At 65.3% G+C, this 14431-nt stretch carries 14 protein-coding genes, 1 tRNA gene and 1 riboswitch; of the genes, 10 read left to right on the top strand and 5 right to left on the bottom strand.

All coding sequences use genetic code 11. The annotated features are described in order from the left end of the window. Positions 1-26 precede the first annotated feature (26 nt). Positions 27-75, top strand: a riboswitch (SAM-SAH riboswitch). Positions 76-78: 3 nt separating this feature from the next. The 5 genes from metK to KO516_RS19035 all read left to right on the top strand — a co-directional run bounded on the left by metK (position 79) and on the right by KO516_RS19035 (position 5259). Further along, positions 79-1257, top strand: a complete 1179-nt coding sequence (gene metK / locus KO516_RS19015) for a methionine adenosyltransferase (protein ID WP_216005363.1) — start codon at positions 79-81, stop codon at positions 1255-1257. Between the two features lie 107 nt (positions 1258-1364). Next, a complete protein-coding gene (locus tag KO516_RS19020; protein WP_216005364.1) occupies positions 1365-2081 on the top strand; it encodes a tRNA (guanosine(46)-N(7))-methyltransferase TrmB in 717 nt (238 codons plus the stop codon). A gap of 138 nt (positions 2082-2219) precedes the next feature. Then, positions 2220-3566: a 3-phosphoshikimate 1-carboxyvinyltransferase gene (aroA, locus tag KO516_RS19025; RefSeq protein WP_216005365.1), complete on the top strand. Its 1347-nt coding sequence runs from the start codon at positions 2220-2222 to the stop codon at positions 3564-3566. 83 nt (positions 3567-3649) lie between these two features. After that, positions 3650-4270, top strand: coding sequence for a d(CMP) kinase (locus KO516_RS19030; RefSeq protein WP_216005366.1), 621 nt, complete (start codon positions 3650-3652; stop codon positions 4268-4270). Next, positions 4267-5259 carry an aldo/keto reductase gene (locus KO516_RS19035; protein ID WP_216005367.1) on the top strand — a complete coding sequence of 331 codons (993 nt, stop codon included), beginning with the start codon at positions 4267-4269 and terminating at the stop codon, positions 5257-5259. The genes KO516_RS19030 and KO516_RS19035 overlap by 4 nt, the downstream gene beginning before the upstream one ends. 34 nt (positions 5260-5293) lie before the next feature. On the opposite strand, the gene mdoH is transcribed toward KO516_RS19035, so the two are convergent. From mdoH to KO516_RS19050, 3 genes are read right to left on the bottom strand one after another with little or no spacing between them, the layout of a single operon-like run. After that, positions 5294-7072: a glucans biosynthesis glucosyltransferase MdoH gene (gene mdoH, locus KO516_RS19040; protein WP_216005368.1), complete on the bottom strand. Its 1779-nt coding sequence runs from the start codon at positions 7070-7072 to the stop codon at positions 5294-5296. A gap of 2 nt (positions 7073-7074) precedes the next feature. Beyond that, positions 7075-7245, bottom strand: a complete 171-nt coding sequence (locus KO516_RS19045) for a hypothetical protein (protein WP_216005369.1) — start codon at positions 7243-7245, stop codon at positions 7075-7077. After that, positions 7242-8828, bottom strand: coding sequence for a glucan biosynthesis protein (locus tag KO516_RS19050; protein WP_371742109.1), 1587 nt, complete (start codon positions 8826-8828; stop codon positions 7242-7244). Before KO516_RS19050 ends, KO516_RS19045 begins: the two co-directional genes overlap by 4 nt. A 530-nt stretch (positions 8829-9358) precedes the next feature. Here KO516_RS19050 and rpsA point away from each other — a divergent pair. From rpsA to KO516_RS19075, 5 genes are all read left to right on the top strand, one after another. Then, positions 9359-11035 carry a 30S ribosomal protein S1 gene (gene rpsA, locus KO516_RS19055; protein WP_216005371.1) on the top strand — a complete coding sequence of 559 codons (1677 nt, stop codon included), beginning with the start codon at positions 9359-9361 and terminating at the stop codon, positions 11033-11035. Positions 11036-11370: 335 nt separating this feature from the next. Then, positions 11371-11652 (top strand): integration host factor subunit beta, encoded by a 282-nt coding sequence (gene ihfB, locus KO516_RS19060; protein WP_216005372.1) that lies wholly within the window; start codon positions 11371-11373, stop codon positions 11650-11652. An 8-nt stretch (positions 11653-11660) separates the two neighbouring features. Then, positions 11661-12011: a LapA family protein gene (locus KO516_RS19065; protein WP_216005373.1), complete on the top strand. Its 351-nt coding sequence runs from the start codon at positions 11661-11663 to the stop codon at positions 12009-12011. 262 nt (positions 12012-12273) lie between these two features. Further along, positions 12274-12945, top strand: coding sequence for a phosphoribosylanthranilate isomerase (locus KO516_RS19070; protein WP_216005374.1), 672 nt, complete (start codon positions 12274-12276; stop codon positions 12943-12945). Between the two features lie 108 nt (positions 12946-13053). After that, positions 13054-13875, top strand: coding sequence for a transglutaminase family protein (locus KO516_RS19075; RefSeq protein WP_216005375.1), 822 nt, complete (start codon positions 13054-13056; stop codon positions 13873-13875). Between the two features lie 94 nt (positions 13876-13969). Here KO516_RS19075 and ykgO read toward each other — a convergent pair whose 3' ends face one another. Next, entirely contained in the window at positions 13970-14095 is a 126-nt protein-coding gene (ykgO, locus tag KO516_RS19080) for a type B 50S ribosomal protein L36 (RefSeq protein WP_007792261.1), read from the bottom strand. A 111-nt stretch (positions 14096-14206) separates the two neighbouring features. Beyond that, a tRNA-Val gene (locus tag KO516_RS19085) sits at positions 14207-14281 on the bottom strand. Positions 14282-14431: the final 150 nt, after the last annotated feature.

Below are 14431 nucleotides of genomic sequence, written 5' to 3' on the forward strand. Positions count from 1 at the left end.
GCGACGGCCTAGGTAGCCCCGTCATATCCCCGTCACAACGGCTTCCTGGCGTGACGGCAGGTATCTAATGGAGCAATCATGTCCCGACAGAACTACACCTTTACCTCGGAATCGGTCTCCGAGGGGCATCCTGACAAGGTCTGCGACCGTATCTCTGACGCGGTGCTGGATGCGCTCATCGCCGAGGATCCGCTGGCGCGCGTTGCCTGCGAAACCTTTGCCACCACCAACCGCGTGGTCATTGGCGGCGAGGTCGGGCTGAGCGATCAGGCCAAGCTGCACGAGTACATGCAGCGCATTCCCGACATTGCCCGCGCCTGTATCCGCGACATCGGCTACGAGCAGGACAAGTTTCACTGGGAAACGGTCGAGATCACCAACCTGCTGCACGAGCAATCGGCCCATATCGCCCAAGGCGTCACCGGCGAGCGCGGCGACGAGGGCGCGGGCGATCAGGGTATCATGTTCGGCTACGCCACCAACGAGACGCCCGAGATGATGCCGGCGCCGATCCTTTACGCCCATGCCGCTCTCAAGCGGCTGGCCGAGGCGCGCAAATCCGGCGAACAGCCGGTGCTGGGGCCGGATGCGAAATCGCAGTTCTCGGTGCGCTATGAGGGCGGCAAGCCCGTTGGCGTCAGCTCGGTGGTGCTCTCGCACCAGCATCTGGATGCCTCGCTAAGCTCTGCCGATGTGCGTGCCATCGTCGAGCCCTATATTCGCGAGGTGCTGCCCGATGGCTGGCTGACCAGCGCGACGGAATGGTGGGTGAACCCGACCGGCACCTTCGTGATCGGCGGGCCGGATGGCGACGCCGGCCTGACCGGGCGCAAGATCATCGTCGACACCTATGGCGGCGCTGCGCCCCATGGCGGCGGCGCGTTTTCCGGCAAGGACCCGACCAAGGTCGACCGCTCGGCGGCCTATGCGTCGCGCTACCTGGCCAAGAACATCGTCGCGGCCGGGCTGGCAGAGCGCTGCACGGTGCAGCTGTCCTATGCCATTGGCGTCGCCAAGCCGCTGTCGATCTATGTCGATTCGCATGGCACGGGCGAGCTGGACGAAGCGCTGATCGAAGCGGCGATCCCCAAGGTCATCGACCTGACGCCGCGCGGCATCCGCACGCATCTCGCGCTGAACAAGCCGATCTACGAGCGCACCGCCGCCTATGGGCATTTCGGTCGCGCCCCCGAGGCCGATGGCGCTTTCTCGTGGGAACGCTGCGATCTGGCCGAGGCTTTGAAGCGCGAGCTTTGAGTCGGGCGAAACGGGGGCGGCAGACTTTCTAGCCAGAACGTTTGCCGCCCCTACACCTGTCAGAGATGTCTTGCTCCGCCCCGAGGCTTTCGCTACATGCCGCGCCCATGACCACGTCAAACAAGCATCCCGACGCGCCTTGGCGCAATTTTTATGGCCGCATCAAGGGCAAGTCGCTGAAGGCGTCTCAGGAAGCCTATCTTGACGAGGATCTTGCGGCGCTGTCTCCGGGCGCGGTGGATTGGGATGTCAATCCGGACCGCTTGCCGCTGGATGTCGCAGCGCTGTTCGAGGGCCGCCCCGCCTGGCTGGAGATCGGTTTTGGCGGCGGCGAGCATCTGGTGCATCAGGCCTCGACCCATGGCGATGTCGGCATCATCGGCTGCGAGCCTTACATCAACGGCGTTGCGATGCTGCTGGGCAAGATCCGCCGGGCCGGGGTGACGAACCTGCGGGTGCATCCGGGCGATGTGCGCAACCTGTTCGACGTGCTGCCAGATGCCAGCATCGACCGGGCCTTTCTGCTCTATCCTGATCCCTGGCCGAAAAAGCGCCATCACCGGCGCCGGTTCGTCACGCCCGATCATCTTCAGCCGCTGGCGCGGGTGCTGCGCCCCGGCGCGATCTTTCGCGTGGCGACCGATATTCCCGATTACGTGCGCCAGACCTTGGTCGAGGTGCCCAAGGCCGGGTTCGAGTGGCTGGCCGAGCAGCCGTCTGATTGGCGGCAGCCGTGGGACGACTGGTATTCGACCCGCTACGAGCAGAAGGCGCTGCGTGAGGGCCGGGTGCCGCATTACCTGACGTTCCGACGCAACGGATAGGGCGGCGGGGGGCCAGCCCCCCTCGGCCTTGCGGCCTCACCCCCGGAGTTTGTCGGGCAAGATGAAGACAGGGCGCCGCGATGGACGGGCGCGCGGAGCGCTGCTATGGGCAGTGCGAGCGATAACGAAGAGGGTGTCATGTCGAGCCACGGGGAAGCCATACCGATGATTGCGCGCAGGTCTTCGGGCCTGAGCGGCGAGGCGCATGTGCCGGGAGACAAGTCGATTTCGCACCGCTCGCTGATTCTCGGCGCGATGGCGGTGGGCGAGACGCGGGTGACCGGGCTGCTGGAAGGGCAGGATGTGCTGGACACGGCTAAGGCGATGCAAGCTTTTGGTGCGCAGGTCGAAAAGCGCGGCGAGACATGGCATGTGCATGGCGTCGGCGTTGGCGGGTTTGCCGAGCCGGACGGCGTGATCGATTGCGGCAACTCGGGCACCGGGGTGCGGCTGATCATGGGGGCGATGGCGACAACGCCGATATCCGTGACTTTTACCGGGGATGCGAGTCTGAACAAGCGCCCGATGGCGCGGGTGACCGACCCGCTGGCTTTGTTCGGAGCGCAGGCCCATGGGCGTAGCGGCGGGCGGTTGCCGATGACCATCGTTGGCGCGACGGACCCCTTGCCGGTGCGCTACGCCACGCCGGTGCCCTCGGCGCAGGTCAAATCCGCGGTGCTGCTGGCGGGGCTGAACGCACCGGGCGAGACCGTGGTGATCGAGCGCGAGGCCACGCGGGATCATTCTGAGCGCATGCTCAACGGGTTTGGCGCCTCGGTGACCACCGAAGACACGCCCGAAGGCCGGGTCATCACCCTGCAAGGCCAGCCAGAGCTGAAGCCTCAGGTCATCGTGGTGCCGCGCGATCCGTCGTCGGCGGCGTTTCCGGTCTGTGCGGCGATCATCACCGAAGGCTCTGACGTGCTGGTGCCCAACATCGGGCTGAACCCGACGCGGGCGGGGCTGTTCTTTACCTTGCAGGAGATGGGCGCCGATCTGACCTTCGAGAACCTGCGCGAGGAGGGCGGCGAGCCGGTGGCGGACCTGCGGGCGAGGTTCTCGCCGGATCTGACGGGAATCGAGGTTCCCGCCGAGCGCGCGGCCAGCATGATCGACGAATATCCGGTGCTGTCGGTGGTGGCCGCCTTTGCGACCGGCAAGACCCACATGCCCGGCGTCAAGGAACTGCGCGTCAAGGAGAGCGACCGCATCGATGCCATGGCGGTCGGGCTGCGCGCCAATGGCGTTGCGGTCGACGAGGGCGAAGATTGGTGGACGGTGCACGGGCGCGGCCACGGCGGCGTCAGGGGCGGGGCGGTGACGCAAAGCCATCTTGACCACCGCATCGCCATGTCGTTCCTCGTGATGGGGCTTGCCACGCAGGAGCCGGTGCGGGTCGATGACGGTGGGCCGATTGCCACGTCTTTCCCGATTTTCGAGCCGCTCATGACCGGGCTTGGCGCGGATATCTCGCGCGAGAGCTGAACCACGGGGCGTCCGGCGGGGTTGAAGGGCAGGGCGGCTCTGGTCATAACCGGGGCCGAATGAGCCACAAAGAAAGGTCCGACATGGGCTTTACCATCGCCATCGACGGGCCGGCTGCGGCGGGCAAGGGCACGCTCTCCAAGGCGGTCGCGCAGCATTACGGGTTCGGGCATCTTGATACCGGGCTGCTGTACCGGGCGGTTGGCGCGCGGATGCTGGACGGCATGGACCCGATTGCCGCCGCCAAGGCGCTGCTGGCCGAGGATCTTGCGCGCGAGGGCTTGCGCAGCCCTGACGTGGCGCAGGCGGCCAGCAAGGTCGCGATCATCCCCGAGGTGCGCGCGGCGCTGGTGGATTTCCAGCGCGCCTATGCCCGCCGGGCCGGCGGCGCCGTGCTGGACGGGCGAGACATCGGCACGGTGATCTGCCCCGACGCCGAAGCCAAGCTGTTCGTCACCGCCATCCCCGAAGTGCGCGCCCGCCGCCGCTATGACGAGATGTGCGCAGCGGGTGTGCAAACCGATTACGAGACGGTCCTCAAGGACACGATCGAGCGCGATCACCGCGATTCGACCCGCGTCGATGCGCCTTTGATTGCGGCGGGGGATGCGGTGATCATTGATACGTCGCAGCTGGATATCGACGCGGCTGTCGCGGCTGCAATTTCGGCGGTGGATGCCGCCCATGCAAGGATCACCCCATGAAGACCCGGACAATCGGCACGGCAGAGGTTTCTGCGCTTGGGATCGGCGCGATGTCGTTCTCGGATTTCTACGGCGAGACCAGCGAGGCCGAATCGCACGCGCTGCTGGATCGCGCGCGCGAGGTTGGCGTCAGCCACATCGACACCTCGAACATCTACGGCGCGGGCCGTTCGGAAACCGTGATCGGCAGCTGGCTTGCGGCCCATCCCGGCGCACGCGACGCGGTGCATATTGCGACCAAGGCCGGGATCGGCAGCGATGCCGCTGGCAAGCGGGTGATCAACAACAGCCCCGCCTATATGGAGGCGCAGCTTGACGCTTCGCTCAAGCGGCTGGGCACGGATCATGTCGATCTGTTCTACGCGCATCGCTATCAGGCCGATCTGCCGCCCGAAGAGGTGGCGGGCACGCTTGCCCGTCTGGTCGAAAAGGGCAAGTGCCGGTCGATCGGCTTTTCCGAGATCGCCCCGGCCACCCTGCGCCGGGCGGCGTCGGAATACCCTGTCGCGGCGGTGCAATCGGAATATTCCCTGCAAACCCGCGCGCCCGAGCTGGGGCTGATCCAGACCTGCGCCGAGCTTGGCACCGCGCTGGTGGCGTTCTCGCCGGTGGGGCGCTCGCTTCTGACCGACGCGCCAATCCCGCGCGCCCGGATCGAGACCAATCCGTTCCTGTCGGTGAACCCGCGCTTTACCCTGCCGAACCATGATTTCAACCTGCGCGCGCTGGTGCCGTTCCGGGAACTGGCGGCCGATATGGGTCTGAGCACGGCGGCGCTGGCCATCGCATGGGGGCTGCACAAGGGCGAGCACATTGTGTCGATTCCCGGGACCCGGTCGCTTGCGCATTTCGACGAGCTGGTGGCGGGCGCCAACGCTGTGCTGACGCCCGAAGACATGGTTCGCATCGAAACGGTGTTGCCGGTCGGCTGGTGCCATGGCGACCGTTATGCGCCGGGCCAGTGGGTCGGGCCGCAGAACTACTGCTGATGGCGCACGCCCCCCGCAGAACGGGGGGCAACGATCAAGATGCTGCTTGCATCGCCAGATCGGGCGCATCGCCACCCGGCACCTGCGGGGCCTGCCAGCGGGCGTGGATGGCGCGATACTCGGCGACGACCGGCGGGGCCTTGGCCTCTTCGGGAACGGTGAACATCGTGCGTCCGCCCGAGCGCGAGCTAAGCGCGATCAGCCACGGGGCGGCCAGCATCGGCAGGGCGACCGGCAGCAGCCACAGCGTCAGGCCCGGCGCAAGGAAGTAGACCGAGGCAAGGATGATCGCCCCGGCGGTGACGATCCACCAGCTCGCGGCAAAGCCTTCGCGCAGGGTCAGGCGGCCTTCGCCGCGAGCGTTGGCGGGCCAGCCGCCATCCTGACCCGAGAGCACCTGAAGCACGGCGCGGCTCTGGAACATCAGCATCACCGGCGCGATGGCAGAGGTCAGCAGGATCTCGGTCAGCACCGAGCGCAGCGCGCCGAGCGCGCCGCCAAAACCGCGTGCCCGGCCAGACACCGCCGCCTGCCAGACGATGCCGACCTTGGGCAAAATCAGCAGGCCGACGATGCCGAAGAACAGTGCGGTGATCTCGCGCGAGCGATCAGAGGGGAACACCGGGTAAAGCTGGTGCAGATTCGGGAAATAATCCGGCTCGGGGGCCAGCACGGTGCCCAGCACCGTCGCCACCAGAAACGCCGCCCAGAGCAGCGAGACGAGGTAGGAAAAGATCCCCTGAAGAAACACGTAGCGGCTCCAGAGCGCAAAGCCCGGGGCGCTCAGCAGGCGGATGTGCTGAAGGTTGCCCTGACACCAGCGCCGGTCGCGGCGGGCGTAGGCCAGCAGGTTCTCGGGCCCTTCCTCATAGGATCCGTCGATGGATTGCTCGACCTTCACGGTCCAGCCCGCGCGGGCGAGCAGCGCCGCCTCGACGTAATCATGGCTGAGGATATGCCCGCCGAAAGGCGGCTTGCCGGTCAGCTCGGGCAGGCCGCAGCTTTGCACGAAGGCGCGCACCCGCACGATGGCGTTATGGCCCCAGAACGGGCCGTTCAGCCCCTGAAGCCGCGCAAGGCCGCGGGTGAACACCGGGCCGTGGAACACTGAGGCAAACTGCATCGCCCGGCCGAAAAAGCTCGATGCGCCAACCACCTTGGGCAGGGTTTGCAGCAGCCCCAGCTTGGGGTCGGCCTGCATCCGGGCGATCATCTCGCGGATCGCCGCGCCTTCCATCAGGCTGTCGGCGTCAAGGATCACCGCGAATTCGTAGGCGCCGCCGTTGTTGCGGAAGAATTCCTCGATATTGCCAGCCTTGCGGCCCCGGTTGTCGCTGCGCCGACGGTAGAAGATCTGGCCTTCGCCGCCGGTCTCGCGCAGCAGGCGCGCGAATGTCACGCGCTCAACTGCGGCGAGGGTCTCGTCGCGGGTGTCGGACAGGATGGCGATGTCGGCGCTCACCCCGGCATCGGCGTTCGAGCGGTACATGGCGGCCACGCGGCTGAAGGTGGCCACCGGGTCTTCGTTGCAGATCGGCACCAGCACAACGGTGGGCGGCTGATCGCCAATGATCTGCGGCGCTGGCCCATGCCTGCGGCCCGCGACCAGACCGTTCAGGCCCAGAACCGCCCCCCATGCCAGCCAGCCGGTGGTCACAAAGATCAGCACGGCGCGCACGACATCCCAGACCTGCACGCCATCCTGCACCGACGCAGCGACCGTCAGCCAAGTGGCTACCACGGCGGCCAGCGCGGTGACGGCGAGCGACAGGGCGCGGGCCATGGCGGTTGCGGGATCGACGCGTGCGCCCATGGTCAGGCGCTCTGGCCGGTGAGCAGCAGGCGCAGCATTGCGAGCGGCGACAGGCGCGCCGTGCTGCGTTCCAGCACCTGCTGGGGCATGTCGAGCGGGGCAGGGGCCGGTGCCCAGCTCTCCGGGGCCGGGTTCATGATCTGATCGTGCGAAAGATGGGATTGCAAGGTCATTGTCTCATCCATTGGTAAAGCCATGTCTCGGTCAGGACTTGTCCGAAGCCCTCGATTCTGGCGGTTATCTCCATCGAGCTGCCCGGTGCGGTGGTCGCCTCGACCACCAGCCGCCAGACGCCGTCCTCATCGGTTTTGGACAGCACCACCTGGGTGATCTCCCCGCGGGTGGCGCTCGTTACCGGAACAACTTCCGCGTTCGCCGGAAGTTCCGACAAAGCGCCGCCTGCGAAGTCGATGACGAATTTCTGAGCGTCGGACTTCTGTTCGACCCCGGCCACTCCGGCGGCGCCAACGCGTGAGCGCAGGACGCGGGCGCGGCTTTTGTCGCCGTCGCCGGCGGGGGACATGCCCCAATGCAGACGATAGGCGAATTCCATTTCTCCACCCGCCTCTGCTGGCGCTTCGGGAATCCAGAAGGCAACGATATTGTCGTTGGTTTCGGTCTTGGTGGGGATCTCGAGCAGGCGCACGCTGCCCTTGCCCCAATCGCCCATCGGCTCGACGATCAGCGTCGGGCGCCGTTCGTAATGGGATTCCGCGTCGAGGAACTGACCAAAGTCGCGTTCGCGCTGCACGAGGCCGAACGAGGCGGGCGATTGCATCCCCAGATACGAGCTGGCCAGCCGCGGCGGGTTCGACACCGGGCGGAACCGGGTTTCGCCATCGGGTGCGGTCAGCACCAGCGCGTCGCTGTCGTGCACCGCCGGGCGGAAATCGTGGAACGCGCCGGGATCGGCGCCGCCGAACAGGTACATTGAGGTCAGCGGCGCGATGCCAAGCTGTTCGATGTCGTCGCGAAAGAACAGCCGGGCGGTGACCTCGGCGGTGGTGTCCTGCCCCGGCGTGATGACAAAGCGATAGGCCCCGGTCACCGAATCGCTTTGCAGTGCGGCATAAAGCGTGATCGTGGTGGCACCGGGGGCAGGGCGCTCGATGTAGAATTCGGTAAAGCGGGGGAATTCCTCTTCGCCAGACAGCCCGGTGTTCACTGCAAGCCCGCGCGCCGACAGCCCGTAGCGGTTGCCGCGCCCGAGCAGGCGGAAATAGCTGGCCCCAAGGAAGGAGCCGACCTCGTCATAGAGATCAGCGCGATTGAACGGCGCCATGAGCCGAAAGCCCGCCACGCCGGGCAGCACCAGATCGGGCGGCAGCGCCGTCTTGACGTCGCGGTAATCGAAGTCGGCGGTCGAGAACACCATCGGGCGCGACACACCGTCGACCAGCTCGAACATGTGTACGGGTTCCTTGAACAGCCAGCCAAGATGGAAGGCGTTCAGGCGGAACAGGCGGCTGGGATCGTCGGCCCAGCGTATGTGATCGGCGCGAAAGCGGATGCGGTTGAAATCATCGTAGTCGATCTCGGTCAGCGGGCCACTGATTTCATCGCGCGGGGCAGGGTCGGATTGCGCAAGCTCGCGCATCCGCTCGCTCAGCCCGTCAAAGGAAAACGGCTGGCCTTCTTCTTGCGCATGGGCGGCGCGCAGGCCCAGCAGCGCCGGTGCAGTGGCCGTGCTGAGCAATGCCGCCAGCACACGGCGGCGGGTCGGTCGGATTGCGGGTTGGCAGCACGTGGGCGTCACACAGGTCTCCTGACAGAAATCTTGATAAAATGATGGGCGTATATGGCGGAACATCAAGAAGACGCGCGAGCGGTCCGCGGGGTTCCGCGCAATGCTGCAGATGCATAAGCGGAATTCCGTCAGAGCTGTGCAATCCAGCCCTCGGCGTTAACGGTTTCGGCGGGTAATTGCCTGTTTCTCGGGCGAATCTATTTCCCGATCCGGACGCTGCCGGCAAGCGCATCTGACACCTTCTGCGGTCTCAAGCAAGATCTCGCGCATGCAGAATCGCGTCAATCGTCTTGCGTTGCGACGCAAGACGCGCTATGTCGCGCGCGTCGAGACAGGCAGCATAGCCCGCAGGCATCTCGGAAGGGACGGTTATCCGGCCCCTTTTGTCATATGCACCCGTCGCGGAGAAATCCGCGGCAATGTCCGAACCGACCAAGCCAGCCCGCCCCCGCCTTGGGGACACAGCGGTAGGGAAACCGAAGACCGGCGGAGACAACCGCCCGGCCAGTATAAATCGATGAAAAGGATACGACTGCCACATGGCTGATACGACCATGGAGGAATTCGAGGCCCTCCTTAATGAAAGCCTCGAAATGGACACCCCGGATGAAGGTTCGGTTGTCAAAGGCAAGGTCATCGCGATCGAAGCGGGCCAAGCCATCATCGATGTCGGCTACAAGATGGAAGGCCGCGTCGATCTTAAAGAATTTGCAAATCCCGGTGAGACGCCCGATCTGAGCGTTGGCGACGAAGTCGAGGTCTTCCTCCGCTCCGCCGAAAACGCACGTGGCGAAGCCGTGATCAGCCGTGAGATGGCCCGCCGCGAAGAAGCGTGGGACCGTCTCGAGAAGGCCTATGCCGACGACGCCCGCGTCGAAGGTGCGATCTTCGGTCGCGTCAAGGGTGGCTTCACCGTCGACCTCGGCGGCGCCGTGGCCTTCCTGCCCGGTTCGCAGGTCGATGTGCGCCCCGTGCGCGACGCTGGCCCGCTCATGGGTCTCAAGCAGCCGTTCCAGATCCTCAAGATGGACCGTCGCCGTGGCAACATCGTTGTCTCGCGCCGCGCTATCCTTGAAGAATCGCGGGCCGAGCAGCGCGCGGAAGTCATCGCCAACCTCACCGAAGGCCAGACGGTCGACGGCGTGGTCAAGAACATCACCGAATACGGTGCGTTCGTTGATCTGGGCGGCGTTGATGGCCTGCTGCACGTCACCGACATGGCATGGCGTCGCGTCAACCACCCGTCCGAGATCCTGACCATCGGCGAGACCGTCAAGGTCCAGGTCATCAAGATCAACAAGGACACTCACCGTATCTCCCTGGGCATGAAGCAGCTTCAGGAAGATCCGTGGGATCTGGTGGCTGCCAAGTACCCGCTGGGCTCTGTCCATGCTGGCCGCGTGACCAACATCACCGACTACGGTGCGTTCGTCGAGCTGGAGCCGGGTGTCGAAGGTCTCGTTCACGTCTCGGAAATGTCCTGGACCAAGAAGAACGTGCACCCCGGCAAGATCGTTTCGACCTCGCAGGAAGTCGAAGTCATGGTGCTGGAAATCGACGCTGCCAAGCGTCGCGTTTCGCTTGGCCTCAAGCAGACCATGCGCAACCCGTGGGAGCTCTTCAAGGAGACGCATCCCGAGGGCACGCAGGTTGAAGGTGAAGTCAAGAACATCACCGAATTCGGTCTGTTCATCGGTCTTGACGGCGAGATCGACGGCATGGTGCACCTTTCGGACCTCTCGTGGGACCAGCGTGGCGAAGAAGCCATTCAGGAATACCGCAAGGGAGACGTGGTGCAGGCTGTCGTCACCGAAGTCGACACCGACAAAGAGCGGATCTCGCTCTCGATCAAGGCGCTTGGCGGCGACAAGTTCGCCGAAGCGGCTGGCGGCGTGAAGCGCGGCTCGATCGTGACCGTGACCGTGACCGCGATCGAAGATGGCGGCGTGGAAGTGGAATACGAAGGCATGAAGTCCTTCATCCGCCGCTCCGACCTGTCGCGTGACCGTGCCGAGCAGCGCCCCGAGCGGTTCTCGGTCGGTGACCACATCGATGTGCGCGTCACCAACGTCGATCTCAAGACCCGTCGTCTCGGTCTGTCGATCAAGGCACGCGAGATCGCCGAAGAGAAAGAGGCCGTGGAACAGTTCGGCTCCTCCGACTCGGGTGCATCGCTGGGCGACATCCTTGGCGCAGCGCTGAAGCGCGACAACTGATCCAGTCCGGTTTCGGATTGACGGGAAAGGGGCCTTCGGGCCCCTTTCTTCGTTTTCGCGCCTCGCCTGGCGGGCGCCCCATGGCGCTTGCGGGCTTGCACGGGCCCTCTTCGGAGCGGTCGATTTCCCCGAATCGCGGGCTGCCTCATTCGCAGGCGTTGCCGCTACCGTCTGGTGCAGGCTGCCGCTGCGTGCCGCCGAACCTCACGTGATCCGCATCAAACCGCTGCCCATGCATGCTTTTCTCCGTGAACAGCCGGTTTCCGTTTGGCAGGTTTTGTGTAAGTGTCGTAGAACGGAATGGCGCGGGAAGGCGCCTGGCAGGGGATGGTGAGATGATCAGATCGGAATTGATCCAGAAGATCGCGGAAGAGAATCCGCATCTCTACCAACGGGACGTCGAGAGGATCGTGAATACGATCTTCGAGGAGATCACCGATGCGATGGCCGCGGGCAACCGGGTCGAGCTGCGCGGTTTCGGGGCCTTTTCGGTAAAGAAGCGCGATGCGCGGCTCGGGCGGAACCCGAGGACCGGAGAGGCGGTTGAGGTCGAGGAAAAGCATGTGCCGTTCTTCAAGACCGGCAAGCTGCTTCGTGACCGGCTGAACGGAAAGTAAGAAAGAACATGCGTTACATTCGCTATGCGTTTCTGGCGGTGCTGGCCGTGGTCCTTGTGGCTATCGCAATGGCCAACCGCGAGATGGTTGATCTCAAGCTGCTGACGGCAGAGCTGTCGTCGCTGCTGCAGTTTCAGGCGGGGATCACCGTTCCGGTGTTTCTGGTGTTTTTCGGCGGCATCGTCTTTGGCCTGCTGATCGGGTTTGTCTGGGAATGGCTGCGCGAGCACAAGCACCGCGCCGAAGCGCAACACCGCAAGGCCGAGGTGCGCAAGCTCGAACGCGAGCTGAAAAAGACTCAGGCCCAGCGGGACGAGGGCAAGGACGAGGTTCTGGCGATTCTCGATCGCAGCGCCTGATACTGGCCCCTTCGGGAAGCATTTGAAAACGGCGCGGGGCCACAGGCCTTGCGCCGTTTTTCTGTGTCGGGCCTGCGTTTTGCCGTGATGTCTGCGCAAACCCTGCGCGATAGCAGGCAAACCGGCGGCTGCGGACCCTCGTGGCTGACGAGCTGCGCAAGCGGCAGCGAAAGGCGCGCGCCTTGCCCGCGCGGCCTGCTTTGTGCGACAAGGCCGCGACGGCGGGCGCGGGGGTCTTGCCGGGCATGCAGCGAGGCAGGCGATGACACAGGTTTCGGTCAAGATTTGCGGTCTGAAGACGGCGGCGGATGTGGCGGCGGTCGCTGCCAGCGGCGCACGCTATGCCGGCTTCGTATTCTTTGCCAAAAGCCCGCGCAATGTGTCCATCGACACGGCGCGCCTGCTGGCGCTTGGCGCGCCGGTGGGGCTGGCCAAGGTCGGCCTTGTGGTCAATGCCACCGACGCGGCGCTGGACGAGATCCTTGGCGCGGTGCCGCTGGATATTCTGCAATTGCACGGCAGCGAAACCCCCGAGCGGGTGGCACAGGTGCGCGCGCGCTTTGGCCTGCCGGTGATGAAGGCGGTCGGGGTGCGCAGCGAAGAAGACCTTCCGGCGCTGCTCGAATATGGCCGCGTCGCGGACCAGCTTCTGGTCGATGCCAAGGCGCCAAAGGGGGCGGCGCTCCCGGGGGGCAATGGTCTCGCCTTTGACTGGCGGTTGATCGCCGGGCGGCGCTGGCCTTGCCCGTGGATGCTGGCCGGAGGTCTGACCCCGGACAACGTCGCGCGCGCCATCGAAATGACCGGGGCACGGCAGGTCGATGTGTCCTCCGGGGTCGAATCGGCTCCCGGCGTCAAGCAGGCGGCGCTGATCGAGTGTTTCGTCGCGGCGGCCCGCGCCGGGGCAGAGGCCGAGGCTGTGCCGCGCCTTTGAGCGCCGCGCGCCTGCGCCGGGGCAGGTGCGCCGCATCAGGCTTGCACCGCGCGCATCCGTGTGACGCCATCGGGGCAGGGGCATCCCCTGTGCCTGACAGGAGAGGACATGCGCTTTTCGGTGCTGCACGAGACGATCTACAGCTATGAAACCCCGGTGACGCTGGCCGCGCACCGGCTGCGGATGAGCCCCCGCCGCGATGCCGGGCGGCTATTGAGCCGGGAGCTGGCCGTCGATCCCGGCCCCATCGTCAAGCGCGAGGTTGCCGACAATCAGGGAAACCTGACGCTGCTGCTGGAATTCGAAGGCGAAACCGACCGGCTGCGGCTGGAAAGCCGCTTTGTCATCGACACCGTGCCGCCGCCCATCATCACGCGGGCCTTGCCGCCACTGCCTTGGGCGTTGCGGGCAGAGGAGCACCGGCCCTACCTTGTCAGCGCCGATCCCGGCCCGGCGGTGAGCGATTTCGCCGCCGCCCTGCTGCGCGAGAGCAGGGCAGAGCCGCTGGCCTTTCTGGATGCGCTGACGCACACGCTGTTCCGCCGCACCGATCGGCGCATCCGCGAGACCGGCTTTGCCCAGACCCCCGCCGAAACCCTGACCCGCGCCGAGGGGGCCTGCCGCGATCTTGCGATTCTGTTTCTTGCCTGCTGCCGGGGGTTCGGGCTGCCGGGGCGCTTTGCCAGCGGCTATCAGGCCCATGCCGAAAGCGTCGATGGCAAACGTCATCTGCACGCCTGGCCCGAGGTCTGGCTGCCGGGGGTTGGCTGGCTGGGGTTTGATCCGACCCATGGTCTGCGGGTCGGTGACGGGCATGTCGCGGTTTATGCCGCGCCCACGCAAGAGGAAACCATGCCGGTCGAGGGTGGCTATTATGGCCTGCCCACTGGCGCGCGGCTCGATTACCGGGTCGAGATCACCACAGGCTGAGGCCGACACCGGACCGGGACGAAACAGATACCCAAACAGCAAAAAGGCCACCCAATGGGCGGCCCCTGCAATCTTTATGCGATCAATGCGACGATCAGCCCTGACGGGCTTTGAACCGACGCTGGGTCTTGTTGATCACGTAAACGCGGCCCTTGCGACGCACAACGCGGCAGTCGCGATGGCGCTTTTTGAGCGAGCGGAGCGAGTTTGCGACCTTCATGGGTCTCTCCTCATTTCGCGGCGCGCGAGCGCCTGATGTTGCCGTCTGTCCCGGATGCCATGTGGGCGCGTGCCCGGGTCACAGCACCGCGAAACGGTGAATTGTAGGTCATGGTGGGCGGTACTGGGATCGAACCAGTGGCCACTACGATGTCAACGTAGTGCTCTACCGCTGAGCTAACCGCCCATTCTGACCCTTGCGCTAGCGTGTCTCTTGCCCCGGAAGCGCCGGGGCGCGAGGTGTTTCGCGCCGGTAGCGGGCGTATAAAAGGAGTCGTAAGTCGTGGCAAGGGCTTTTGTCTCCACGATTTCAGGTTTTTTACTTCGCCGTGAAACG

This window comes from Citreicella sp. C3M06, assembly GCF_018860705.1.
Taxonomy (GTDB): Bacteria; Pseudomonadota; Alphaproteobacteria; order Rhodobacterales; family Rhodobacteraceae; genus Salipiger.